The sequence below is a fragment of the Shinella sp. SUS2 genome (assembly GCF_001262505.1).
Lineage (GTDB): Bacteria > Pseudomonadota > Alphaproteobacteria > Rhizobiales > Rhizobiaceae > Shinella.
The window spans coordinates 399,311-416,618 of sequence record NZ_KQ410723.1 but is presented as its reverse complement, the minus strand read 5'-3'; the positions used below and the strand labels follow the sequence as shown (position 1 = coordinate 416,618).

Here is a 17,308-nt window from a genome sequence, read left to right as displayed (position 1 = left end):
AAATGACAGGCCTGCCATGAAAGCGGCGGTTTTTGGCGTGCCTATTCCGGGCAACGATTCACTTCCGCGAAAGGATGATCCTTTAACCTTTCGTCAGCGATTGCGATTTTCAGACCGGACGACGCCTGTGCATTCCATGCTTTCCCGATTGACCACCTGCCTCCTCGCCGCCGGCCTTGCGCTGACCGCGCTTGCCGGGCCGCTTGCCGCCGAGGAGCGGCCGGCCAAGGAACTGTTCGGCGCAAAGCGCCTGCCGGCCAAGATGGCGGCGAGCCCCTATGGTTCCTATGCCAAGGGCTGCATCGCCGGTGCAGTGGCGATCCCGACGGACGGCCCGTCCTGGCAGGCCATGCGCCTGTCGCGCAACCGGCGCTGGGGTCATCCCGACATGATTGCGCTCATCGAGCAGTTTTCGCAGGATGCGCAGAAGCTCGGCTGGCCGGGACTGCTGCTTGGCGATATCTCCCAGCCGCGCGGCGGGCCGATGCTGTCGGGCCATGCCTCCCACCAGGTCGGGCTGGATGCCGACATCTGGTTCACGCCCATGCCGGACCAACGGCTTTCGGCCGAAGAGCGTGAAAAGCTGCCCTTCACCTCCATGCTCGACAAGAGCAAGTTCCTGACGGTCGATTCGCGTCGCTGGACCTCGACCCATGCCCGCCTCGTCATGAAGGCGGCAAGCTACCCGCAGGTCGATCGCGTCTTCGTCAATCCGGCCATCAAGAAGAAGCTGTGCGAGACCTGGCAGGGCGATCGTTCCCTGCTCGGCAAGGTGCGGCCGATCTACGGCCATGACGAGCACTTCCATATCCGCATCAAATGCCCGGAAGGGGCTGCCGGCTGCAAGCCGCAGGCGCGCGTTCCGGCCGGCGATGGCTGCGACCAGTCGCTCGCCTGGTGGTTCACCAAGGAGCCGTGGGCAAAGCCGACGCCGAAGAAGGACGCCAAGCCCGTCAAGCCACGCTATGTCAAGCTCTCCGACCTGCCGAATGCCTGCAGCACGGTGCTGGCCAGCGCTTCACCGACCTCCGAGCAGGAGGTGACCTATCGAGGCAATGGCGGCGTTTCCTCCACCGCACTCGCCTTCTCCGGCGGTGGCGAGAGCGCCGGCCGCACGATCGAATCGGTGATCGCCGCCGACACGATGCTTCCGGCCATCGTGCCGATCCCGATCCCGCGGCCGCTTCAGTAAGGTGCCGGCAGGCGGATAAGGGGCGTGTCGGGTCGGGCTTTTCAACCCGCCGCCGCTTTTGTATAAGGCGTTCAAATCGATTTAAAATCGCAGGGAACGCCCATGTCGCGCCAGAAATGCATCGCGCTCATCGCGCATGACGAAAAGAAGGACGACATGGCAGCCTTTGCGCTGCAGAACGAGAGGGTGCTGGCGCAGGCGAAAATCGTCGCAACCGGTACGACGGGCGGCAGGGTGCTGGAGGCTTGCCCGGGTCTCGACGTCACCCGTCTCAAGAGCGGCCCGCTCGGCGGCGATCAGCAGATCGGTGCGCTGATCGCGACGGGCGAGGTCGATCTGCTCATCTTCTTCGTCGATCCATTGACCCCCATGCCGCACGACGTCGATGTCAAGGCGCTGATGCGGCTCGCCATCGTCTACGACATTCCGACGGCGCTGAACCGTGCGACGGCGGAACATCTGCTCGACTTTGCCGCCGTTTGACGGCACGTTCACCGGAAACGACCTCCACGCGAAATGAACGGGACAGCCTGATGGTGCGGCCGAACGATACCGAAACGAACTTCCCCTTTCCCATCCTGATCGGGGATATCGGCGGCACCAATGCGCGTTTTGCGTTGCTGGTCGATGCCTTCGCCGAGCCGAAGCAGTTTCCGATCGTCCAGACGGCCAATTTCAAGAATATCGACGACGCGCTCCAGCAATGCATCCTCGACACGAGTTCGGTGCAGCCGCGTTCGGCCATTCTGGCGCTTGCAGGCCCCATCGAGGGCGACGAAGTGCCGCTGACCAATTGCCCCTGGGTGGTGCGCCCGCGCGACATGATCGCCAATCTCGGCTTCGACGACGTGCTGCTCGTCAACGATTTCGAGGCGCAGGCGCTTGCCATCGCCTCGCTCGGTGAGGGGGACCGCGAGAAGATCGGCCCCGGCGTCGAGCGGCAGGCCGCCTCACGTGTCGTACTCGGTCCCGGCACGGGGCTCGGCGTTGCCGGGCTCGTCTATGCGCGCCACAGCTGGATCCCGGTGCCGGGAGAGGGCGGCCATGTCGATGTCGGCCCGCGCAGCGAGCGCGACCACCAGATCTGGCCCTTTCTCGAGCCCATCGAAGGCCGCATTTCCGCCGAGCAGCTCCTGTGCGGCCGCGGCATCATGAACATCTACCGCGCCGTCTCGGCGGCCGACGGCGTCGATGCTCCGCTCGAAACCCCGGCAGACGTCACGTCCAGGGCGCTGGCGCAGGAGGATCGCGCGGCGATCGAGACCGTCTCGCTGTTTTCCACCTATCTCGGCCGCGTCGCCGGTGACATGGCGATGATCTTCATGGCCAAGGGCGGCGTGTTCCTCGCCGGCGGCATCTCGCAGAAGATCCTGCCGGCGCTGCGTGGACCGGAGTTCCGCGCCGCTTTCGAGGACAAGGCGCCGCACAGCGCGCTTCTGAAGACGATCCCGACCTATGTGGTCACCCATCCGGTCGCAGCCCTTGCCGGTCTTGCCGCCTTTGCGCGCATGCCCGACCGCTTTGGTGTTGCAACCGAGGGACGCCACTGGAAAAGGTGAAGCCTCCGCCGGCGCTTCGCTGCGCCGCGGACTCGCCAAAGAGGGACCGAGCCCCTATAGAGCGGGTCCAGCGCGGCACATCCTCCCGGTGCCGCAGGATCGTGCAGGATCGTGCAGGAAAGTCAGTTTATTGGCCGATAAGAGTCGAACCGAGCGCCCACACGTCAGCTCCGACACCGTCGCCACCGTGCTCAAGCGCATCATCGCCGAAAACGGCCGCGAGCACGTCCGCGGCTATGTCCTGGCCATCCTCTGCCTCGCCATCGTTGCCGGTACGACGGGCTTTACCGCCTGGATCATGGAATCGGTGGTCAACGAGGCCTTCGCGAACAAGCGCGCCGACCTCGTCGCCCTCATCTGCGGCTCGATCTTCATCGCCTTCGTGCTGCGCGGCTTTGCCACCTACTACCAGGCTGTCATCCTGTCGAAGATCGGCAACAATATCGTCGCCCGCTACCAGCGGCGGCTCTACTCGCACCTGATGGCGCTGAGCGTCGGCTACTTCAACGAATCGCGCTCGGCCTATCTCGCCGCCCAGATCAGCCAGAACGTTACCGGCATCCGCGACGTCCTGAACATGACGGTGACCTCGGTCGCGCGTGATTTCCTGACGCTCGTCGCCCTCATCGGCGTGATGATCTCCAAGGACTGGCTGCTGACGCTGATCGTCTTCGTCGTCGCCCCGCCGCTCCTGATCGGCCTGCGCTACGTTTCTAGGCGCCTGCGCAGCGCCACGCGCGAATCCGTCGAGCTCAACAGCCATGTGCTCGGCGCCATGCAGGAGACGATCCAGGGCATCGCCATCGTCAAGGCCTTCACCATGGAGGCGCAGCTGAAGACCAAGGTCGAGGGCATCATCGAGAGGGCCGAAAGCCGCTCCAACCGCATCGCGCGGTTGACCGAGCGCACCGCGCCGATGACCGAAACCTTTGCGGGTGCAGCGATTGCCGGCGTGCTCGCCTATGCGGCCTACCGCTCGATCTACGGCGGCGTGCTGCCGGGCGCCTTCTTCTCCTTCGTCACGGCGCTGCTGATGGCCTACGACCCGGCAAAGCGCCTCGCCCGCCTGCAGGTCTCGCTGGAGCGCGCGGTCGTCAATGCGCGCATGATCTACGAGGTGCTCGACCTGAAGCCTCGGCAGGCCGACCGGCCGGATGCAAAGCCGCTCGCCGTTTCCAATGCCACGATCACCTTCCGGGGCGTGCGTTTCGGCTATTCGGAAAACGAGGCGATCCTCAAGGATGTCAGCTTCACCGCCGAGGGCGGCCGCACGACGGCGCTTGTCGGGCCGTCCGGCGCCGGCAAGTCGACGGTCATCAACCTCATTCCGCGCTTCTACGATCCGGAAGTGGGGGAGATCCTCATCGACGGGCAGGACATCGCCCATGTGACGAAACAGTCGCTGCGCAACGCCATCGCCTACGTCTCGCAGCAGCCTTATCTCTTCGAGGGCACGATCCGCGACAATATCCGCTATGGCCGCCCCGATGCGACGGATGCGGAGATCGAGGAGGCGGCGCGCCATGCCTATGCGCATGACTTCATCCTCGCCCAGCCGCTCGGCTATGACACGCCCGTCGGCGAGAACGGCGTGACGTTGTCCGGCGGCCAGCGCCAGCGGCTGTCGATCGCCCGCGCGCTGGTGCGGGGTGCGCCGATTCTCCTGCTCGACGAGGCGACCTCGGCGCTCGATACGGAATCCGAGCAGGCCGTGCAGAAGGCGCTCGACGAGGCGATGAGCGGGCGTACCGTCGTCGTCATCGCGCACCGGCTCTCCACCGTCGTGCGGGCGGACAAGATCATCGTGATGCAGGCCGGCACGGTTGCCGAAGAGGGCACGCATGAGGCGCTTGCGAGCCGGGAGAACGGTCTCTACGCTCGTCTCAACAGCCTCCAGGCGCCCGCCGCCGGCAGCACGGGCAAATAGGTGGCTCTACGGCGGGCGACCGTGCGGAAAGACAGGAAACCGGAGTGCGCCGGCACTTCGCAGAAGGGACGGAACGGGACATGAGCGGCAACGCAATGAAGCTGGTCGTCGTGGGGGCTGCGGGCCGCATGGGCCAGACGCTGATCCGCACGATCCATGCGATCGAGGGGGCCGAGGTCTTTGCGGCGGTCGAGCGCGAAGGCTCGCCCTTCGTCGGCCGTGATGCGGGGGAACTGGCCGGCCTGGGGCCGATCGGCGTTCCCGTCACCGACAAGCCGCTTGAAGCCTTCGTCGCGGCAGAGGGCGTTCTGGATTTCACGGCGCCCGCCGCAACGATCGAATTTGCCGGCCTCGCCGCGCAGGCGCGCATCGTGCATGTCGTCGGCACGACCGGTTGCTCGCCGGCCGACGACGAGAAGATCAAGGCCGCCGCTCGCCACGCCCGCATTGTCAAGTCGGGCAATATGAGCCTCGGCGTCAACCTGCTCGGCGTGCTCACCGAAACGGCTGCACGAGCGCTCGGCCCTGCCGACTGGGACATCGAGGTGCTGGAAATGCACCACAAGCACAAGGTCGATGCGCCCTCGGGCACCGCGCTGCTGCTCGGCGATGCCGCCGCCAAGGGACGCGGCATCGCGCTTGCCGACCATTCGGTGCGTGTGCGCGATGGCCACACCGGCCCGCGCCCCGCCGGCTCGATCGGCTTTGCCACGCTCCGCGGCGGCTCGGTCATCGGCGAGCATTCGGTGATGCTGGCCGGCGAGGGCGAGATCGTGACCCTGTCGCACAGCGCGACGGATCGCGCGATCTTCGCACGCGGCGCCGTGCAGGCGGCGCTCTGGGCGCGTGACAGGAAGCCCGGCCTCTATTCCATGCTCGACGTGCTCGGGCTCAACTGATCCTTTCTTTCGTTTTCGCATCGTTCCGGACGCCGGTATCCACGTTTCGAAGCGTTGCTAACCCCCAGGAGACAGACATATGAGCGGAACCCTCGTCCTCGTTCGCCACGGCCAGAGCGAATGGAACCTGAAGAACCTCTTCACCGGCTGGCGCGATCCGGACCTGACGGCACTTGGCATCGAGGAAGCCAAGGCCGGCGGCAAGGCGATTGCCGAGACGGGCATCAAGTTCGATATCGCGTTCACGTCCGATCTTACCCGCGCCCAGAAGACGCTGTCGCTCATCCTCGACGAGATCGGCCAGCAGGGTCTGGAAACGATTCGCGACCAGGCGCTGAACGAGCGCGACTATGGCGACCTGTCTGGCCTCAACAAGGACGATGCGCGCGAAAAATGGGGTGAGGAGCAGGTGCATATCTGGCGCCGTTCCTATGACGTGCCGCCGCCGGGCGGCGAGAGCCTGCGCGACACCGGCGCCCGCGTCTGGCCTTACTACCTCACGGAAATCCTGCCCCGCGTGCTGCGCGGTGAAAAGGTGCTCGTCGCCGCGCACGGCAACTCGCTGCGTTCGCTGGTGATGGTGCTCGACAAGCTTTCCAAGGAAGAGATCCTGAAGCTCAACCTCGCCACCGGTGTGCCGATGGTCTACGTGCTGAACGCGGATTCGACGGTGAAGTCGAAGGACGTGCTCGGAGACATGTCCGGCGCGCATTGAGCGCTAACCCAAGCGGGTGTGGCCCAAGCCCCTCATCCGCCTACCGGCACCTTCTCCCCGCAAGCGGGGAGAAGGGACACGTGGCCAAGCCTTGGAACATTAAAGAAGAGGGTGCGTCATACCCCTTCTCCCCGCTTGCGGGAGAAGGTCGCGGCAGCGGGATGAGGGGCAGTCGCTCCGCCATTCAGGCCTTGCCCGATTCCCAGCCGAGCATTGCGCGCTTGCGCGTCAGGCCCCAGTGGTAGCCCGTCAGCGCCCCGCTCTTGCCGAGTGCCCGGTGGCAGGGCACGACGAAGGAGATGGGGTTGCGGCCGACGGCGGCGCCGACGGCGCGTGAGGCGGTCGGCTGGCCGAGCTTTTCGGCGATCGACGAATAGGTGACGGCGCAGCCCATCGGGATGCGCAGCAAGGCTTCCCAGACGCGCACCTGGAAATCCGAGCCGATCAGCACGACGCGGAGCGGCGCCTTCGGATCCCAGCGCTTCGGATCGAAGATGCGTTCCGCATAGGCGGCGGTCGCTTCGCAATCTTCCACATAGTGCGCATTCGGCCAGCGCGAGGACATGTCCTCGAAGGCGTCCATGCCGTCGGCCTCGTCGGTGAAGGCAAGGCCGGCAAGACCGCGATCGGTGATCATGACGAGCGCTCCGCCGAAGGGCGAGGCGTGCAGGCCGTAGCGGATTGTCAGACCAGCGCCGCGCGCCTTCCATTCGCCCGGCGACATCGCCTCATGCGTGACGAAGAGGTCGTGCAGGCGGCCGGGGCCGGAAAGACCGACCTCGAAACTCGTCTCCAGCAGCGGAAGCTCCTCCTGGCGGAGCAGTCGCTTGGCATGGTCGAGCGTCACCGCTTGCAGGAAGGCCTTTGGCGAAAGGCCGGCCCAGCGGGTAAAGGTCTTCTGCAGCTGCGTCGGCGACTGGTCGAGCCGGCCGGCGATCTCCTCGAGGCCCGGCTGTTCGCGGTAATCCTCGGTAATGAGCTCGATGACCCGGCGCACGGTCGAATAGTCGTCGCCCTCGGGCGTGATGTCGGTCTGCAGGCTTGCGGCAATGTTCATCGTTCTTCTCCTGTATCGCCAGAAAAGCACGCCCTTGGCGTGCCCGCCACCCGATTCCTGCGACCAGACGACTGGAGTGAAGACATGCGGGCGGTTTGCGCCTGCAACCGGTTGGAACGTTATGGTCAGTAGCCGCGCTTGACGCGGGCGAGCGCGCCGGAAAAGGCCGAGGCAAAACGCTCGCGGTCGTCGAGCGGCAGGAAGGTGCCGACGTCTGTCTCGCGGCCGTTGCCGCGCACATGCATCGCGGTGATGCCGATCTTCGCCTTGCGCGAGACGAGGAAGCGCGCCCAGAGCGGATTGAAGGCATGTTCGGTCTCGCGGCCTGACGGGCTTATCTTGCGGATCGAGATGTTGGTGCGCGAGAGCGAGACCACTTCGCGGGCCTTCGCCGCCCGGTTGTTCAGCCAGAAGGCGCCGAAGAGCACGAGAAAGTCGAGGCCGAAGAACAGGACAACCGGCCAGGCGCCGGAGATCATGAAAACGGCCATGTGGGCGAAGCTGAGTGCGCCGGCGATGATGAAGAAGATGCGGTGGCCGTTGCGCCCGAGCGACCGGTAGGGGTGCAGTTCGGCGGAAAAGACCGGCAGGTCGTTCATCGTGAGGTCGGCGTTGCCTTGCGTCATGGGGCATGACTATAAGCAAGTCGCGCGGAACTGTGTAGCGGTTTTGCCGGACGGCATGCGTCCTGCGGGAGCACCATGGAAAACGGAACGATCAAGAAGAAAGCAGCGCCGCGGCGCAAGACGCCGGCCCGGCCGAAGAGCCTCTATTCGCAGGATGAGCTGAAGGAGATCTTTCGACGCTTCTCCATCCAGCGGCCGGAGCCGAAGGGTGAGCTGGAGCACGTCAATCCCTTCACGCTGGTCGTTGCCGTGGCGCTGTCCGCCCAGGCGACGGATGCAGGCGTGAACAAGGCGACGCGCGCGCTCTTCAAGGTCGCCGACACGCCGGAAAAGATGCTGGCGCTCGGCGAGGAAAAGGTCCGCGACTACATCAAGACGATCGGGCTCTATCGCAACAAGGCGAAGAACGTCATCGCCCTCAGCCAGATGCTTGTCGACCGGTTTGGCAGCGAGGTTCCGCGCACCCGCGAGGAGCTGATCATGTTGCCCGGCGTCGGGCGCAAGACGGCGAACGTGGTGCTGTCCATGGCGTTCGGCCAGGCGACAATGGCGGTCGATACGCATATCTTCCGCATCGCCAATCGCCTTCGACTGGCACCGGGAAAAACACCCGACGAGGTGGAGGACAAGCTGATCCGCCTCATTCCGGACGAGTATCTCTACCACGCGCATCACTGGCTGATCCTGCACGGGCGATACTGTTGCAAGGCGCGCAAGCCGGAATGCGAGCACTGCGTGATTGCAGATCTCTGTCGCTCGCCGGAAAAGACCTGCGACGTGCCGGCGCCCCTCGTGGAGTTGCCGCCGCAGCTCTTCGGCCCTACGCCCTGAGCCCGTCCAGCAGGCTGGCGATCGCCGCCTCATAGGTTTTTCGGTCGGCACCCGTCTCGATGGCGATCGCCGCCCGGTCGAAGGCGGCGGAGATGAGGTCGGTCAGGGCCTGAAGCCTTGCTGCGTCCACATCCTTGCCGAGCAGGTCGGAAAGCCCGACCCTCAATGTGCTCTCCGCATTGTCCCTGTCGATCGCGCCGGTGCTTTCGAAGCCGAGTACGGCGGGCGCCTCGAGCAGCAGAAGGCGCGTGCGGCCGGGCTCCGCCATGGCGTCGAAATAGGCGGTCGCGCCTGATAGCAGCGCGTCGCGCGGCGAGCCGGAGGGTAGCGAGACCCTTTCGATATGAGCGGCAACTGCCTCCGCTTCCCGCTCCAGCGTCGCGCGGAGCAGGGCCTTCTTGTCCTCGAAATGGTGGTAGAGCGCGCCGCGCGTCACTCCGGCCTCCGCCACGATGTCGGGCGTCGCCGTCTCCGCATAACCCTTCTCCACGAAAAGCCGCCGGGCTGCTTCGATCAGCGCCAGGCGCGTCGCCTCGGTGCGTTCTTTGTTGCTGCGCGCCATTTTTTCTCCTTTACATGCAAACAGAATGTATGTTAATTGACGGAAACATACAGATTGTATGTTTAATTAGACGGCGAATCCAGTGAAATCCATAAGGCGGTTGGCCGTCGCGACACGAAAAACGGAACCAGGAGAAGCCCGATGAAAACGATCAGTTACTATCCGGTGATCATGACCAACGACGTCGCCGGCACGGCCGCCTTCTATGAAAAGCACTTCCGCTTCGAAGCCCTCTTCGACAGTGGCTGGTATGTCCACCTCCAGTCGCGCGAGGATGAGAAGGTTACGCTTGCGGTACTCGACGGCAGCCATGAGACGATCCCGGCCATCGGCCGCGGCAGGGTTTCCGGCATGCTGCTGAACTTCGAAGTGGAGGATGTCGATGCGGTCTATGCGGACCTGCGCGCCGCCGGGCTGCCCATCCTGCTCGATATTCGCGATGAGGATTTCGGCCAGCGCCACTTCATCACTGCCGATCCCAACGGCATGCTCATCGACGTGATCAAGCCGATCCCGCCGAAGGGCGATTATGTCGCGCTGTACGAGACGTCAGCCCTGCCGCAGTGAGAAGCCCGGATCCTTGCCGCTCAGCGCCTTGTGGAGATGCACCATGAGGCCGGCGGCAAAGAGGGGCGTCAGGAGATTGACGATCGGGATCGCCAGGAACGCGGCGATCAGGAGGCCGGCGATCAACACCGTCGAGGCGTGCTTGGCCCGGAACAGGCGCGCCTCTGCCGGTGTCCGGTGGCGCATGGCCGCGAATTCGAAGAACTCCCGGCCGAGCAGGTAGCCGTTGACCAGGAAGAAGGCGACGAGGTTGATGCCCGGGATGAACAGCAGGAAAAGCGCGAAAAGGTTGCCGAGGATGACGATGCCGAGGAACTTGATCGAGCCGGCAATCGCCTGGCCGAGCGGCAGTGCCTGCCCGGGCGGCTGTCCGGGATAGTCGCGTTTCTCGATCACCTCGGCGACGTCGTCGAGGAAGAAGCCGGCGATGATCGCCGTCACCGGCGCAAGCAGAAGAGCAAGGCCGAGCGCCAGGCCGATGCTGGCGAGGATGCCGAAGACGAAGGTGAGCCAGCCCGCCCATTCCGGCAGGTCGGGCATCATCATGCCCTGCAGAAAGGGCCAGGCGAAGGCGATGAAGGTTTCCCTGAGGCCGAACCACAGGACGATGAGCGCGAGCAGGGTGAGCCCGATGACTTTCCAGAAGACGCCCCGCGTCTCGGGAGCGAAGAGATTGGCAAGCGAAAGGCGGGCGGCGTCGAGGATCATCGAAAACTCCTGTTCGCCCCGCATGTAGGGTATGGAAAAGCAGCCGGCAAGGCAGGAGGTCGGGTCCGTCCATTAAGCCTGCGTTAAACGACCGCTCCTAAACTTTTGCGCACCCGCACGAAGCCGTGCCGCCGAAGACTATCAGGGAACTGTCATGCGTAATGTCCGGATCAGCAGGCTCCTGCCCGCGCTCTTCGTCCTCATGGTCGTGCTGGGCGCCCTGCAAGGCGTCGTCGCCTTCCGCTCCCTTTCGGCGATGACCGGCCATATCGAGCGTATCGGCGCCGAGCGCATGCCCGAGATGAGCCGCATCCTCCAGCTCAGCCACGCCTTCTCCGAGCTCAACGCGACCTATTCCGAACACTTGCTCTCGATGGATCCCGACGAGATCGGCCGTATCGAGGCGCGCATCAAGGAGCGCGCCGATGCCTTTGCCGGCATGGTGGATAGTTATGGCGCGGCCAACAGCGGCGATGCGGCCGCCGTCGCGGAAATCGACGGCATCAAGGCGACCTTGAAAACCTATCTCGACGATGCGGCAAAGCTCATCCAGTTCTCGGCCATTGCCGCCAAGGGTCCGGCGCTGGAAGTCTACAAGGGGCCGATGCAGGCGAGCGCCGATGCGATCAGCGCTTCGTTGAACGACCTCGTCGCCAGCACCCAGAAGGTGACGGACGAGACGATCCTTTCGGCGCGCGGCGAGGAAGGCTCGGCCTTCGCGCTCACCTGGGCTTCGCTAGTCATCTCCATGGGCCTGGCGCTTGCCGCGGTCGTCCTCGTCAACCGCCGCGTCGTCAGACCGCTCAACGGTCTTGCCGGCGCAATGAAGAAGCTGGCGGCCGGTGACGCCGCCGTCACCATCCCGCATGCCGACCGCAGGGACGAGATCGGCGAGATGGCCGGCACCGTCGCCGTCTTCCGCGACAATGCGGCCGAGCGCCAGCGCCTCGAACGTCAGGGCGACGACGATCGTCGCCGCGCCGAGGGCGAGCGCCAGGCGCGCGAAGCAGAGCGCACCCGCGACAGCGGCCGTGTGCAGGAGGCCGTCGCCAGCCTTGCCGAAGCGCTCGGCAGGCTTGCGGGCGGCGACATGACCTGCCGTATCGAAAAACCCTTCGACGGCGATCTCGACCGGCTGCGCGAGGATTTTAACGCCTCCGTCTCACGCCTCAGCGATGCGCTGCGCGAGGTCGGCGAGAATGCCCGCGCGATCGACGCCGGCGCCAGCCAGATCCGCGTCGCCGCTGACGATCTGTCGCGCCGCACCGAGCAGCAGGCTGCCTCCGTCGAGGAAACCGCCGCCGCGCTCGAAGAGATCACCACCACCGTGAAGGATTCCACCCGGCGGGCGGAGGAGGCGGGCCAGCTCGTCGCACGCACCCGCACGGGCGCTGAAAAATCCGGCGACATTGTGCGCCGCGCCGTTTCGGCCATGCAGGAGATCGAAAAGTCCTCCAGCGAGATCACCAGCATCATCGGTGTCATCGACGAGATCGCCTTCCAGACCAATCTCCTTGCCCTCAATGCGGGTGTGGAAGCGGCCCGGGCAGGCGAGGCGGGCAAGGGCTTTGCCGTCGTCGCGCAGGAAGTGCGTGAACTCGCCCAGCGCTCGGCCAAGGCCGCCAAGGAGATCAAGGCACTGATCACGACTTCGGGCGAGCAGGTGCGCTCCGGCGTCTCCCTCGTCGGCGATACGGGCCGCGCACTGCAGGCGATCGTCACCGAGGTGCAGGAGATCAACGGCCACGTCCAGGCGATCGTCGAGGCGGCGCGTGAACAGTCGTCCGGCCTTCAGGAGATCAATACCGCCGTCAATGCGATGGACCAGGGCACGCAGAAGAACGCCGCCATGGTGGAGGAGACGACCGCCGCAAGCCATGGCCTCGCCTCCGAGGTGCAGGCGCTCAACGCGCTGATCGGCCGTTTCAATGTCGGCGGCAGCGCCGCCGCCGGCCGCACCGTGCATGCCCCGCATCTGCATGTCGTGCCGTCGTCGACGCCTGCATCGCCCCCGGTTTCACCGACGGTGGCGTCCATCATGGCTCCGAAACTCGCCCGCAAGTCGCCAGGCCAATGGAACGTCAAGCCCGCCAACAGCGTATCGCGCCCCGTCACCTCTCCGGCCCTCGCGCTCAGCGAAAAGCTGGCAGGCGCCCTTGGCGTGCGGCAGGACAAGGGGAATGACGGGGACTGGGAAGAGTTTTGACGAAAACCGGGTGGTCGGCGGGGCGCTTCGACCCGGCAGGCTCTTTCGCGAGATAGATCATCCCTTCAGCAGAGCCGGCGCGGCGGCCGAACCTGTGTTCGGGCCTTGAGGCGCCATGCTCAGCCTCGCTGCTCCCGCAAGAACGTCATCAGAGATCGGCCGGCATCGAGGATGTGGGCGCGGGTGAGCCGCGAGGCGAGATCCGCATCACCCTGTTCGCAGGCGGCAAGGATCGCCTCATGTTCGCGTCCGGCACGCGGCACCCCGTTGGTGAAGGTCAGCTGGGCACGCAGATACCGGTCGATGCGGTCGAGCGAGGAGCGCACGTTCTGCAGATAATACGGCCGGCGCGAAGCCTCATAGAGACTGTAGTGGAAGTTGCGGTTGACCTCGCCCCAGCGGTGCGGATCGGTCTCCCGGTCGAATTCGTTGCAGTAACCCCGTGCCTTTTCCAGCGTCTCCCGGTCGAGGTTGGGCACGGCGAGGCGGATGACCTCCGCCTCGATCAGTGCGCGGAACTCGAAGATCTCCTCGATCTCCTCGACCGAAAGGCCGGCCACGACGGCGCCCTTGTAGCGCTGGGTCGTGATGAGGCCGTGCTGCTCCAGCCGTGACAGGGCCTCGCGCACCGGGATGCGGCTGATGTTGAACATCTGCGCGATCTGGTCCTGCCGAAGGTTCTCGCCCTCGGCAAGGTCGCCCTCGATGATCGCCTTGCGCAGGGCCTCGTAGACGATGTCCGCCGCCGAAGCGGCCTGCCTGACATCGACGGCAGCAAATTTCATCACGTCGAACCCCGGTGGAATGAAGCGATCGGTCATAGGTCGAAACCAGAGGCGGGGCAACAGAGCCCTGCTGGAGCAGCCCCATGAAAAACACGATTGTATATTGGATCCAATTTTTCTATGAAAGCGGAACCGCGTCGGCAAGGCAAGGCCGACCGCGCCGAAACAGCCTGAAATCGGAGAAAGAGCCATGCGCAGCAGCAAGGTCATCCACATCGTTTCCTGCCACGCCGAGGGCGAGGTGGGCGACGTCATCGTCGGGGGCGTCGCCCCGCCGCCTGGCAAGACGCTGTGGGAGCAGCGCAAGTTCATCGCCGAGGACAAGGCCCTGCGCAATTTCGTGCTGAACGAGCCGCGCGGCGGCGTGTTCCGCCACATCAACCTGCTCGTGCCGCCGAAGGATCCGCGCGCCACGATGGGCTTCATCATCATGGAGCCGGAGGACACACCGCCGATGTCCGGCTCCAATTCGATCTGCGTCTCCACCGTGCTGCTCGACAGCGGCATCGTGCCGATGGTTGAACCAGAAACCCACATGGTGCTGGAAGCGCCGGGCGGGCTGGTGAATGTCGTCGCCGCGTGCCGCAACGGCAAGGCCGAGCGCATCACCGTCACCAACGTCCCCTCCTTCGCCGACAAGCTGGATGCGAAGCTTGAAGTGGAGGGCCTCGGCACGCTCACTGTCGACACTGCCTATGGCGGCGACAGCTTCGTCCTCACCGATGCGCGCGCGCTTGGTTTCGCCGTGACACCGGACGAGGCGCGCGAGCTGGCGGAGACCGGTATCCGCATCACCAAGGCGGCCAACGAGCAGCTCGGCTTCACCCATCCCGAAAACCCGGAATGGAGCCACATCTCCTTCTGCCAGCTGACGCTGCCGGTGGACGAGCGCGACGGGGCGCTGCATGGCCGTAACACGGTCGTCATCCAGCCGGCCAAGCTCGACCGCTCGCCGACCGGCACCGGCTGCTCGGCCCGCATGGCCGTGCTGCATGCCCGCGGCCAGATCAAGGTCGGCCAGAGCTTTTCCGGCTATTCGATCCTCGATTCGCGCTTCGATTGCCGTATCGTCGGCGAAACCACGGTCGGTGGCCGTCCGGCCATCGTGCCGGAAATCTCCGGCCGCGCCTGGGTCACCGGCACCAGCCAGGTCATGCTCGATCCGGATGACCCGTGGCCAGCGGGTTACCGCCTTGCCGACACCTGGCCGCGCAAGCAGTAACGCGGTCAGTCTTCGGTGATGATCCGGGTCGTGCCGACCCAGAGCTCACGCGCCGGGCCCTTGCCGATGTTGCGGGCCCGGTGCGGCAGTTTCGAGGGGAAGTGCAGCGTGTCGCCGGCCTTCAGGTGATAGTCCTTGCCGTCCACCTCGTAGAGGATTTCACCCTCGATCAGGTAGATGAAGTCCTCGCCCTCATGGTTCGTCAGCTCGGAGACATAGCCTTCCGGAATCTGGGTGATGCAGCCGTTCAGCATGGCGCCGGGAAAGCCGCGTTCGAGCAGTTCATAGACCCGGTCCTTCGTCGCCACATTGTAGCCGGGCCGCTCGCCGGCATGGGAGACCATCGAGTGCTCATGCCGCGGCGGCTGCGACAGGAAGGTATCGACGCTGGTGCCGAGCGCGTTGGCGACGTTGTAGAGCGAGATCAGCGAGGGCGTGGAAAGCCCGCGTTCGATCTGGCTGATGAAGCCCTCCGTGAGGCCCGCCTCAAGCGCCACCTGCTTCATCGTCTTGCCGATCGCCTTGCGGCGCTGGCGCAGCATCCGGCCGAGGGCGGCGGGCGCGGGCATGTCGCTGCCGGTTCCTCCGGCGTCGCTGGCGGGCATCTTGTCGTCGTCGAGGGTCATCGTGGCTTTCCGCTTGACTTGCATCGCGTGATGGACTTTAGTTTGACTAAAGTCGGTTGCGCAAGCTCGCGAGCCTATCGTGCCTGCCGCCGGTTTTTAAGGGGGATCAACACGAACGTCTGCGTTTTCATGCCGGAAAGGGCAAGCCCTGTCCGGAAAAATTGGATCCAATATCCAAAAAGGCAGATGCCGGCCTTGCCGGACCATCGAGGAGGAATGACATGAAGCCTTTGTTGCCACTTTTCCTGGGCGCGGCCCTTGGCCTTACCGCCGCGACTTCGGCGCTCGCCATCGAGCGCGGCGGGTCGATGGCCTTTGCCCGTTATGACGATTCGGCGATCATCGACCCCGTCTATGCCGACCGGAATCCTGATCTGTGGATGATCAACGCCTTCTACGAAACGCTGCTGCGCAACGGTCCTGACGGCTCCATCGTGCCCGGTCTTGCCGAAAGCCACGCGGTTTCCGCCGATGGAAAGGCGATCACGCTGACCCTGCGGTCCGGCCTCAAGTTCTCCGATGGCTCGCCGATCACCGGAGAGGATGTCATCTTCTCGCTCGACCGGGCGCGCAATCCCGATCTCGGCCCTTGGGCCGGCTTGCTCGGTTCGGTTGAAAACGTGACGGCCGAGGGCGACACCGTCACGCTCGCGCTGAAGCAGCCCGATCCGACCATTCTTTCGATCCTTGCGACCTTCAACACCGGCATCATGCCGAAAGCGGCCTTCGAGAAGGCGGCGGGCGCGACGGACCAGGAGAAGGCGCAGACCTTCTTCGCGGGCGGCCCCGTCACGTCAGGCCCCTTCATGCTGAAGAGCCGCGTGCAGGGCGCCAGCATGAGCTTTGCCCGCAACCCGAACTACTGGCGCCCCGGCGAGGACGGCAAGCCGCTGCCCTATCTCGACGAAGTCACCTTCGCCGTCATTCCCGACGACGCGACGCGTATCCTGAAGCTGCAGGCCGGGGAGGTCGACGCGGCCGAGTTCATCCCCTTCGCCCGCGTCGGGGAGCTCGGTGCCGATCCGAACCTCAAGATGGAGCTGTTCCCCTCGACGCGCATCGTTTATGCGCCGATCAACACGCGCGAGACGCGCGCCGACGGGGCGAAGAACCCGCTGGCCGACGTGAAAGTGCGCCAGGCGCTGAACTACGCGACGAACAAGGATGTGCTGATCAAGCTCGTCACCTTCGACACGGGCAAGCCGATGACCTCGCTGATGTCGGCCGCGACCCAGCTGCATCACGGCCCCGCGCCGCTCTACCCCTATGATCCGGAGAAGGCAAAGGCCCTGCTCGGCGAAGCCGGCCTTTCCGGCGGCTTCGAGGTGAAGCTGACGACGCTTGCCGGCAGCGCCGACGACGCCACGCTCTTCACCGCGCTCCAGCAGATGTGGGCGCCGCTCGGCGTCAATCTCACCGTCGAGCAGGTCGACAACCCGACGCGCGGCGAGAAGAACCGCTCCGGCGCCTTCGATATCCACACCTACGGCTGGGCCAACGACGTGAACGACCCGGCGCAGGTCACCGGCTGGCTCGGCTACTACAAGCAGCGCCAGGCCGTCGGCACCGGCTGGAACAATGCGGAATTCAACACGCTCTTCGAGGCGTCGAACTCCGAGGTCGATCCGGAAAAGCGCAAGGGCGAATACAAGCGCATGCAGGAGATTTATGCGCAGGAGGCGCCGCTGCTCTTCCTCTTCGAGACGCCCTTCGCCGTTGCCGTCTCGCGCTCCATCGAGGGGTATGTGCAGACCCCGCTCGGCGCGAACGACTTCTCCGAGGCCTGGCGCGCCAAGTAGTGCCAGACCCGACGACACCAGCTCGAA

Annotated in this window: 17 protein-coding genes; 11 read left to right on the top strand and 6 right to left on the bottom strand. The window is 65.1% G+C overall.

Features of this window, described 5'->3' with window-relative positions; translation table 11 throughout:
- Positions 1–136: 136 nt before the first annotated feature.
- The 6 genes from mepA (at position 137) to AKG11_RS01985 (ending at position 6,292) form a co-directional block, all read left to right on the top strand.
- Positions 137–1,192 (top strand): penicillin-insensitive murein endopeptidase, encoded by a 1,056-nt coding sequence (gene mepA / locus AKG11_RS02010; protein ID WP_050742762.1) that lies wholly within the window; start codon positions 137–139, stop codon positions 1,190–1,192.
- A 102-nt stretch (positions 1,193–1,294) separates the two neighbouring features.
- Positions 1,295–1,675, top strand: a complete 381-nt coding sequence (locus AKG11_RS02005) for a methylglyoxal synthase (protein ID WP_050742761.1) — start codon at positions 1,295–1,297, stop codon at positions 1,673–1,675.
- A gap of 50 nt (positions 1,676–1,725) precedes the next feature.
- Positions 1,726–2,751, top strand: coding sequence for a glucokinase (locus AKG11_RS02000; RefSeq protein WP_050742760.1), 1,026 nt, complete (start codon positions 1,726–1,728; stop codon positions 2,749–2,751).
- A 130-nt stretch (positions 2,752–2,881) separates the two neighbouring features.
- The gene (locus AKG11_RS01995; protein WP_023514163.1) at positions 2,882–4,678 is read left to right on the top strand and encodes an ABC transporter ATP-binding protein; all 1,797 of its coding nucleotides are present in this window, start codon (positions 2,882–2,884) and stop codon (positions 4,676–4,678) included.
- An 80-nt stretch (positions 4,679–4,758) separates the two neighbouring features.
- Entirely contained in the window at positions 4,759–5,577 is an 819-nt protein-coding gene (dapB, locus tag AKG11_RS01990) for a 4-hydroxy-tetrahydrodipicolinate reductase (RefSeq protein WP_050742759.1), read from the top strand.
- A 79-nt stretch (positions 5,578–5,656) separates the two neighbouring features.
- Entirely contained in the window at positions 5,657–6,292 is a 636-nt protein-coding gene (locus AKG11_RS01985) for a 2,3-bisphosphoglycerate-dependent phosphoglycerate mutase (protein ID WP_023514165.1), read from the top strand.
- 184 nt (positions 6,293–6,476) lie between these two features.
- Here the strand turns inward: AKG11_RS01985 and AKG11_RS01980 are convergent, their stop codons facing one another.
- Both AKG11_RS01980 and AKG11_RS01975 read right to left on the bottom strand, forming a co-directional pair.
- Positions 6,477–7,349 (bottom strand): methylated-DNA--[protein]-cysteine S-methyltransferase, encoded by an 873-nt coding sequence (locus AKG11_RS01980; protein ID WP_050742758.1) that lies wholly within the window; start codon positions 7,347–7,349, stop codon positions 6,477–6,479.
- Between the two features lie 125 nt (positions 7,350–7,474).
- On the bottom strand, positions 7,475–7,975 hold the full coding sequence (locus tag AKG11_RS01975; protein ID WP_050742757.1) for a DUF2244 domain-containing protein: 501 nt from the start codon (positions 7,973–7,975) through the stop codon (positions 7,475–7,477).
- Between the two features lie 75 nt (positions 7,976–8,050).
- Between AKG11_RS01975 and nth the strand changes: the two genes are divergently transcribed.
- Positions 8,051–8,806 (top strand): endonuclease III, encoded by a 756-nt coding sequence (gene nth, locus AKG11_RS01970; RefSeq protein ID WP_023514168.1) that lies wholly within the window; start codon positions 8,051–8,053, stop codon positions 8,804–8,806.
- Here nth and AKG11_RS01965 read toward each other — a convergent pair.
- On the bottom strand, positions 8,796–9,368 hold the full coding sequence (locus AKG11_RS01965; RefSeq protein ID WP_050742756.1) for a TetR/AcrR family transcriptional regulator: 573 nt from the start codon (positions 9,366–9,368) through the stop codon (positions 8,796–8,798). The genes nth and AKG11_RS01965 overlap by 11 nt on opposite strands.
- A gap of 141 nt (positions 9,369–9,509) precedes the next feature.
- Here AKG11_RS01965 and AKG11_RS01960 point away from each other — a divergent pair, with 141 nt between their 5' ends.
- Positions 9,510–9,935 (top strand): VOC family protein, encoded by a 426-nt coding sequence (locus tag AKG11_RS01960; protein WP_050742755.1) that lies wholly within the window; start codon positions 9,510–9,512, stop codon positions 9,933–9,935.
- On the opposite strand, the gene AKG11_RS01955 is transcribed toward AKG11_RS01960, so the two are convergent.
- A complete protein-coding gene (locus AKG11_RS01955) occupies positions 9,918–10,643 on the bottom strand; it encodes a sulfate transporter family protein (protein WP_050742826.1) in 726 nt (241 codons plus the stop codon). The two genes, AKG11_RS01960 and AKG11_RS01955, sit on opposite strands and share 18 nt — an antisense overlap.
- A gap of 154 nt (positions 10,644–10,797) precedes the next feature.
- Between AKG11_RS01955 and AKG11_RS01950 the strand changes: the two genes are divergently transcribed.
- Positions 10,798–12,849, top strand: a complete 2,052-nt coding sequence (locus AKG11_RS01950) for a HAMP domain-containing methyl-accepting chemotaxis protein (RefSeq protein ID WP_082342306.1) — start codon at positions 10,798–10,800, stop codon at positions 12,847–12,849.
- 119 nt (positions 12,850–12,968) lie between these two features.
- Here the strand turns inward: AKG11_RS01950 and AKG11_RS01945 are convergent, their stop codons facing one another.
- Positions 12,969–13,670 carry a GntR family transcriptional regulator gene (locus tag AKG11_RS01945; RefSeq protein WP_245290114.1) on the bottom strand — a complete coding sequence of 234 codons (702 nt, stop codon included), beginning with the start codon at positions 13,668–13,670 and terminating at the stop codon, positions 12,969–12,971.
- Positions 13,671–13,824: 154 nt separating this feature from the next.
- Here AKG11_RS01945 and AKG11_RS01940 point away from each other — a divergent pair, with 154 nt between their 5' ends.
- A complete protein-coding gene (locus AKG11_RS01940; protein WP_023513074.1) occupies positions 13,825–14,856 on the top strand; it encodes a trans-3-hydroxy-L-proline dehydratase in 1,032 nt (343 codons plus the stop codon).
- A 5-nt stretch (positions 14,857–14,861) separates the two neighbouring features.
- Here AKG11_RS01940 and AKG11_RS01935 read toward each other — a convergent pair whose 3' ends face one another.
- Positions 14,862–15,482, bottom strand: a complete 621-nt coding sequence (locus AKG11_RS01935; protein WP_023513075.1) for a cupin domain-containing protein — start codon at positions 15,480–15,482, stop codon at positions 14,862–14,864.
- A gap of 221 nt (positions 15,483–15,703) precedes the next feature.
- On the opposite strand from AKG11_RS01935, the gene AKG11_RS01930 reads away from it, so the two are divergent.
- On the top strand, positions 15,704–17,281 hold the full coding sequence (locus AKG11_RS01930) for an ABC transporter substrate-binding protein (protein WP_050742754.1): 1,578 nt from the start codon (positions 15,704–15,706) through the stop codon (positions 17,279–17,281).
- The last annotated feature ends 27 nt before the right edge of the window (positions 17,282–17,308 follow it).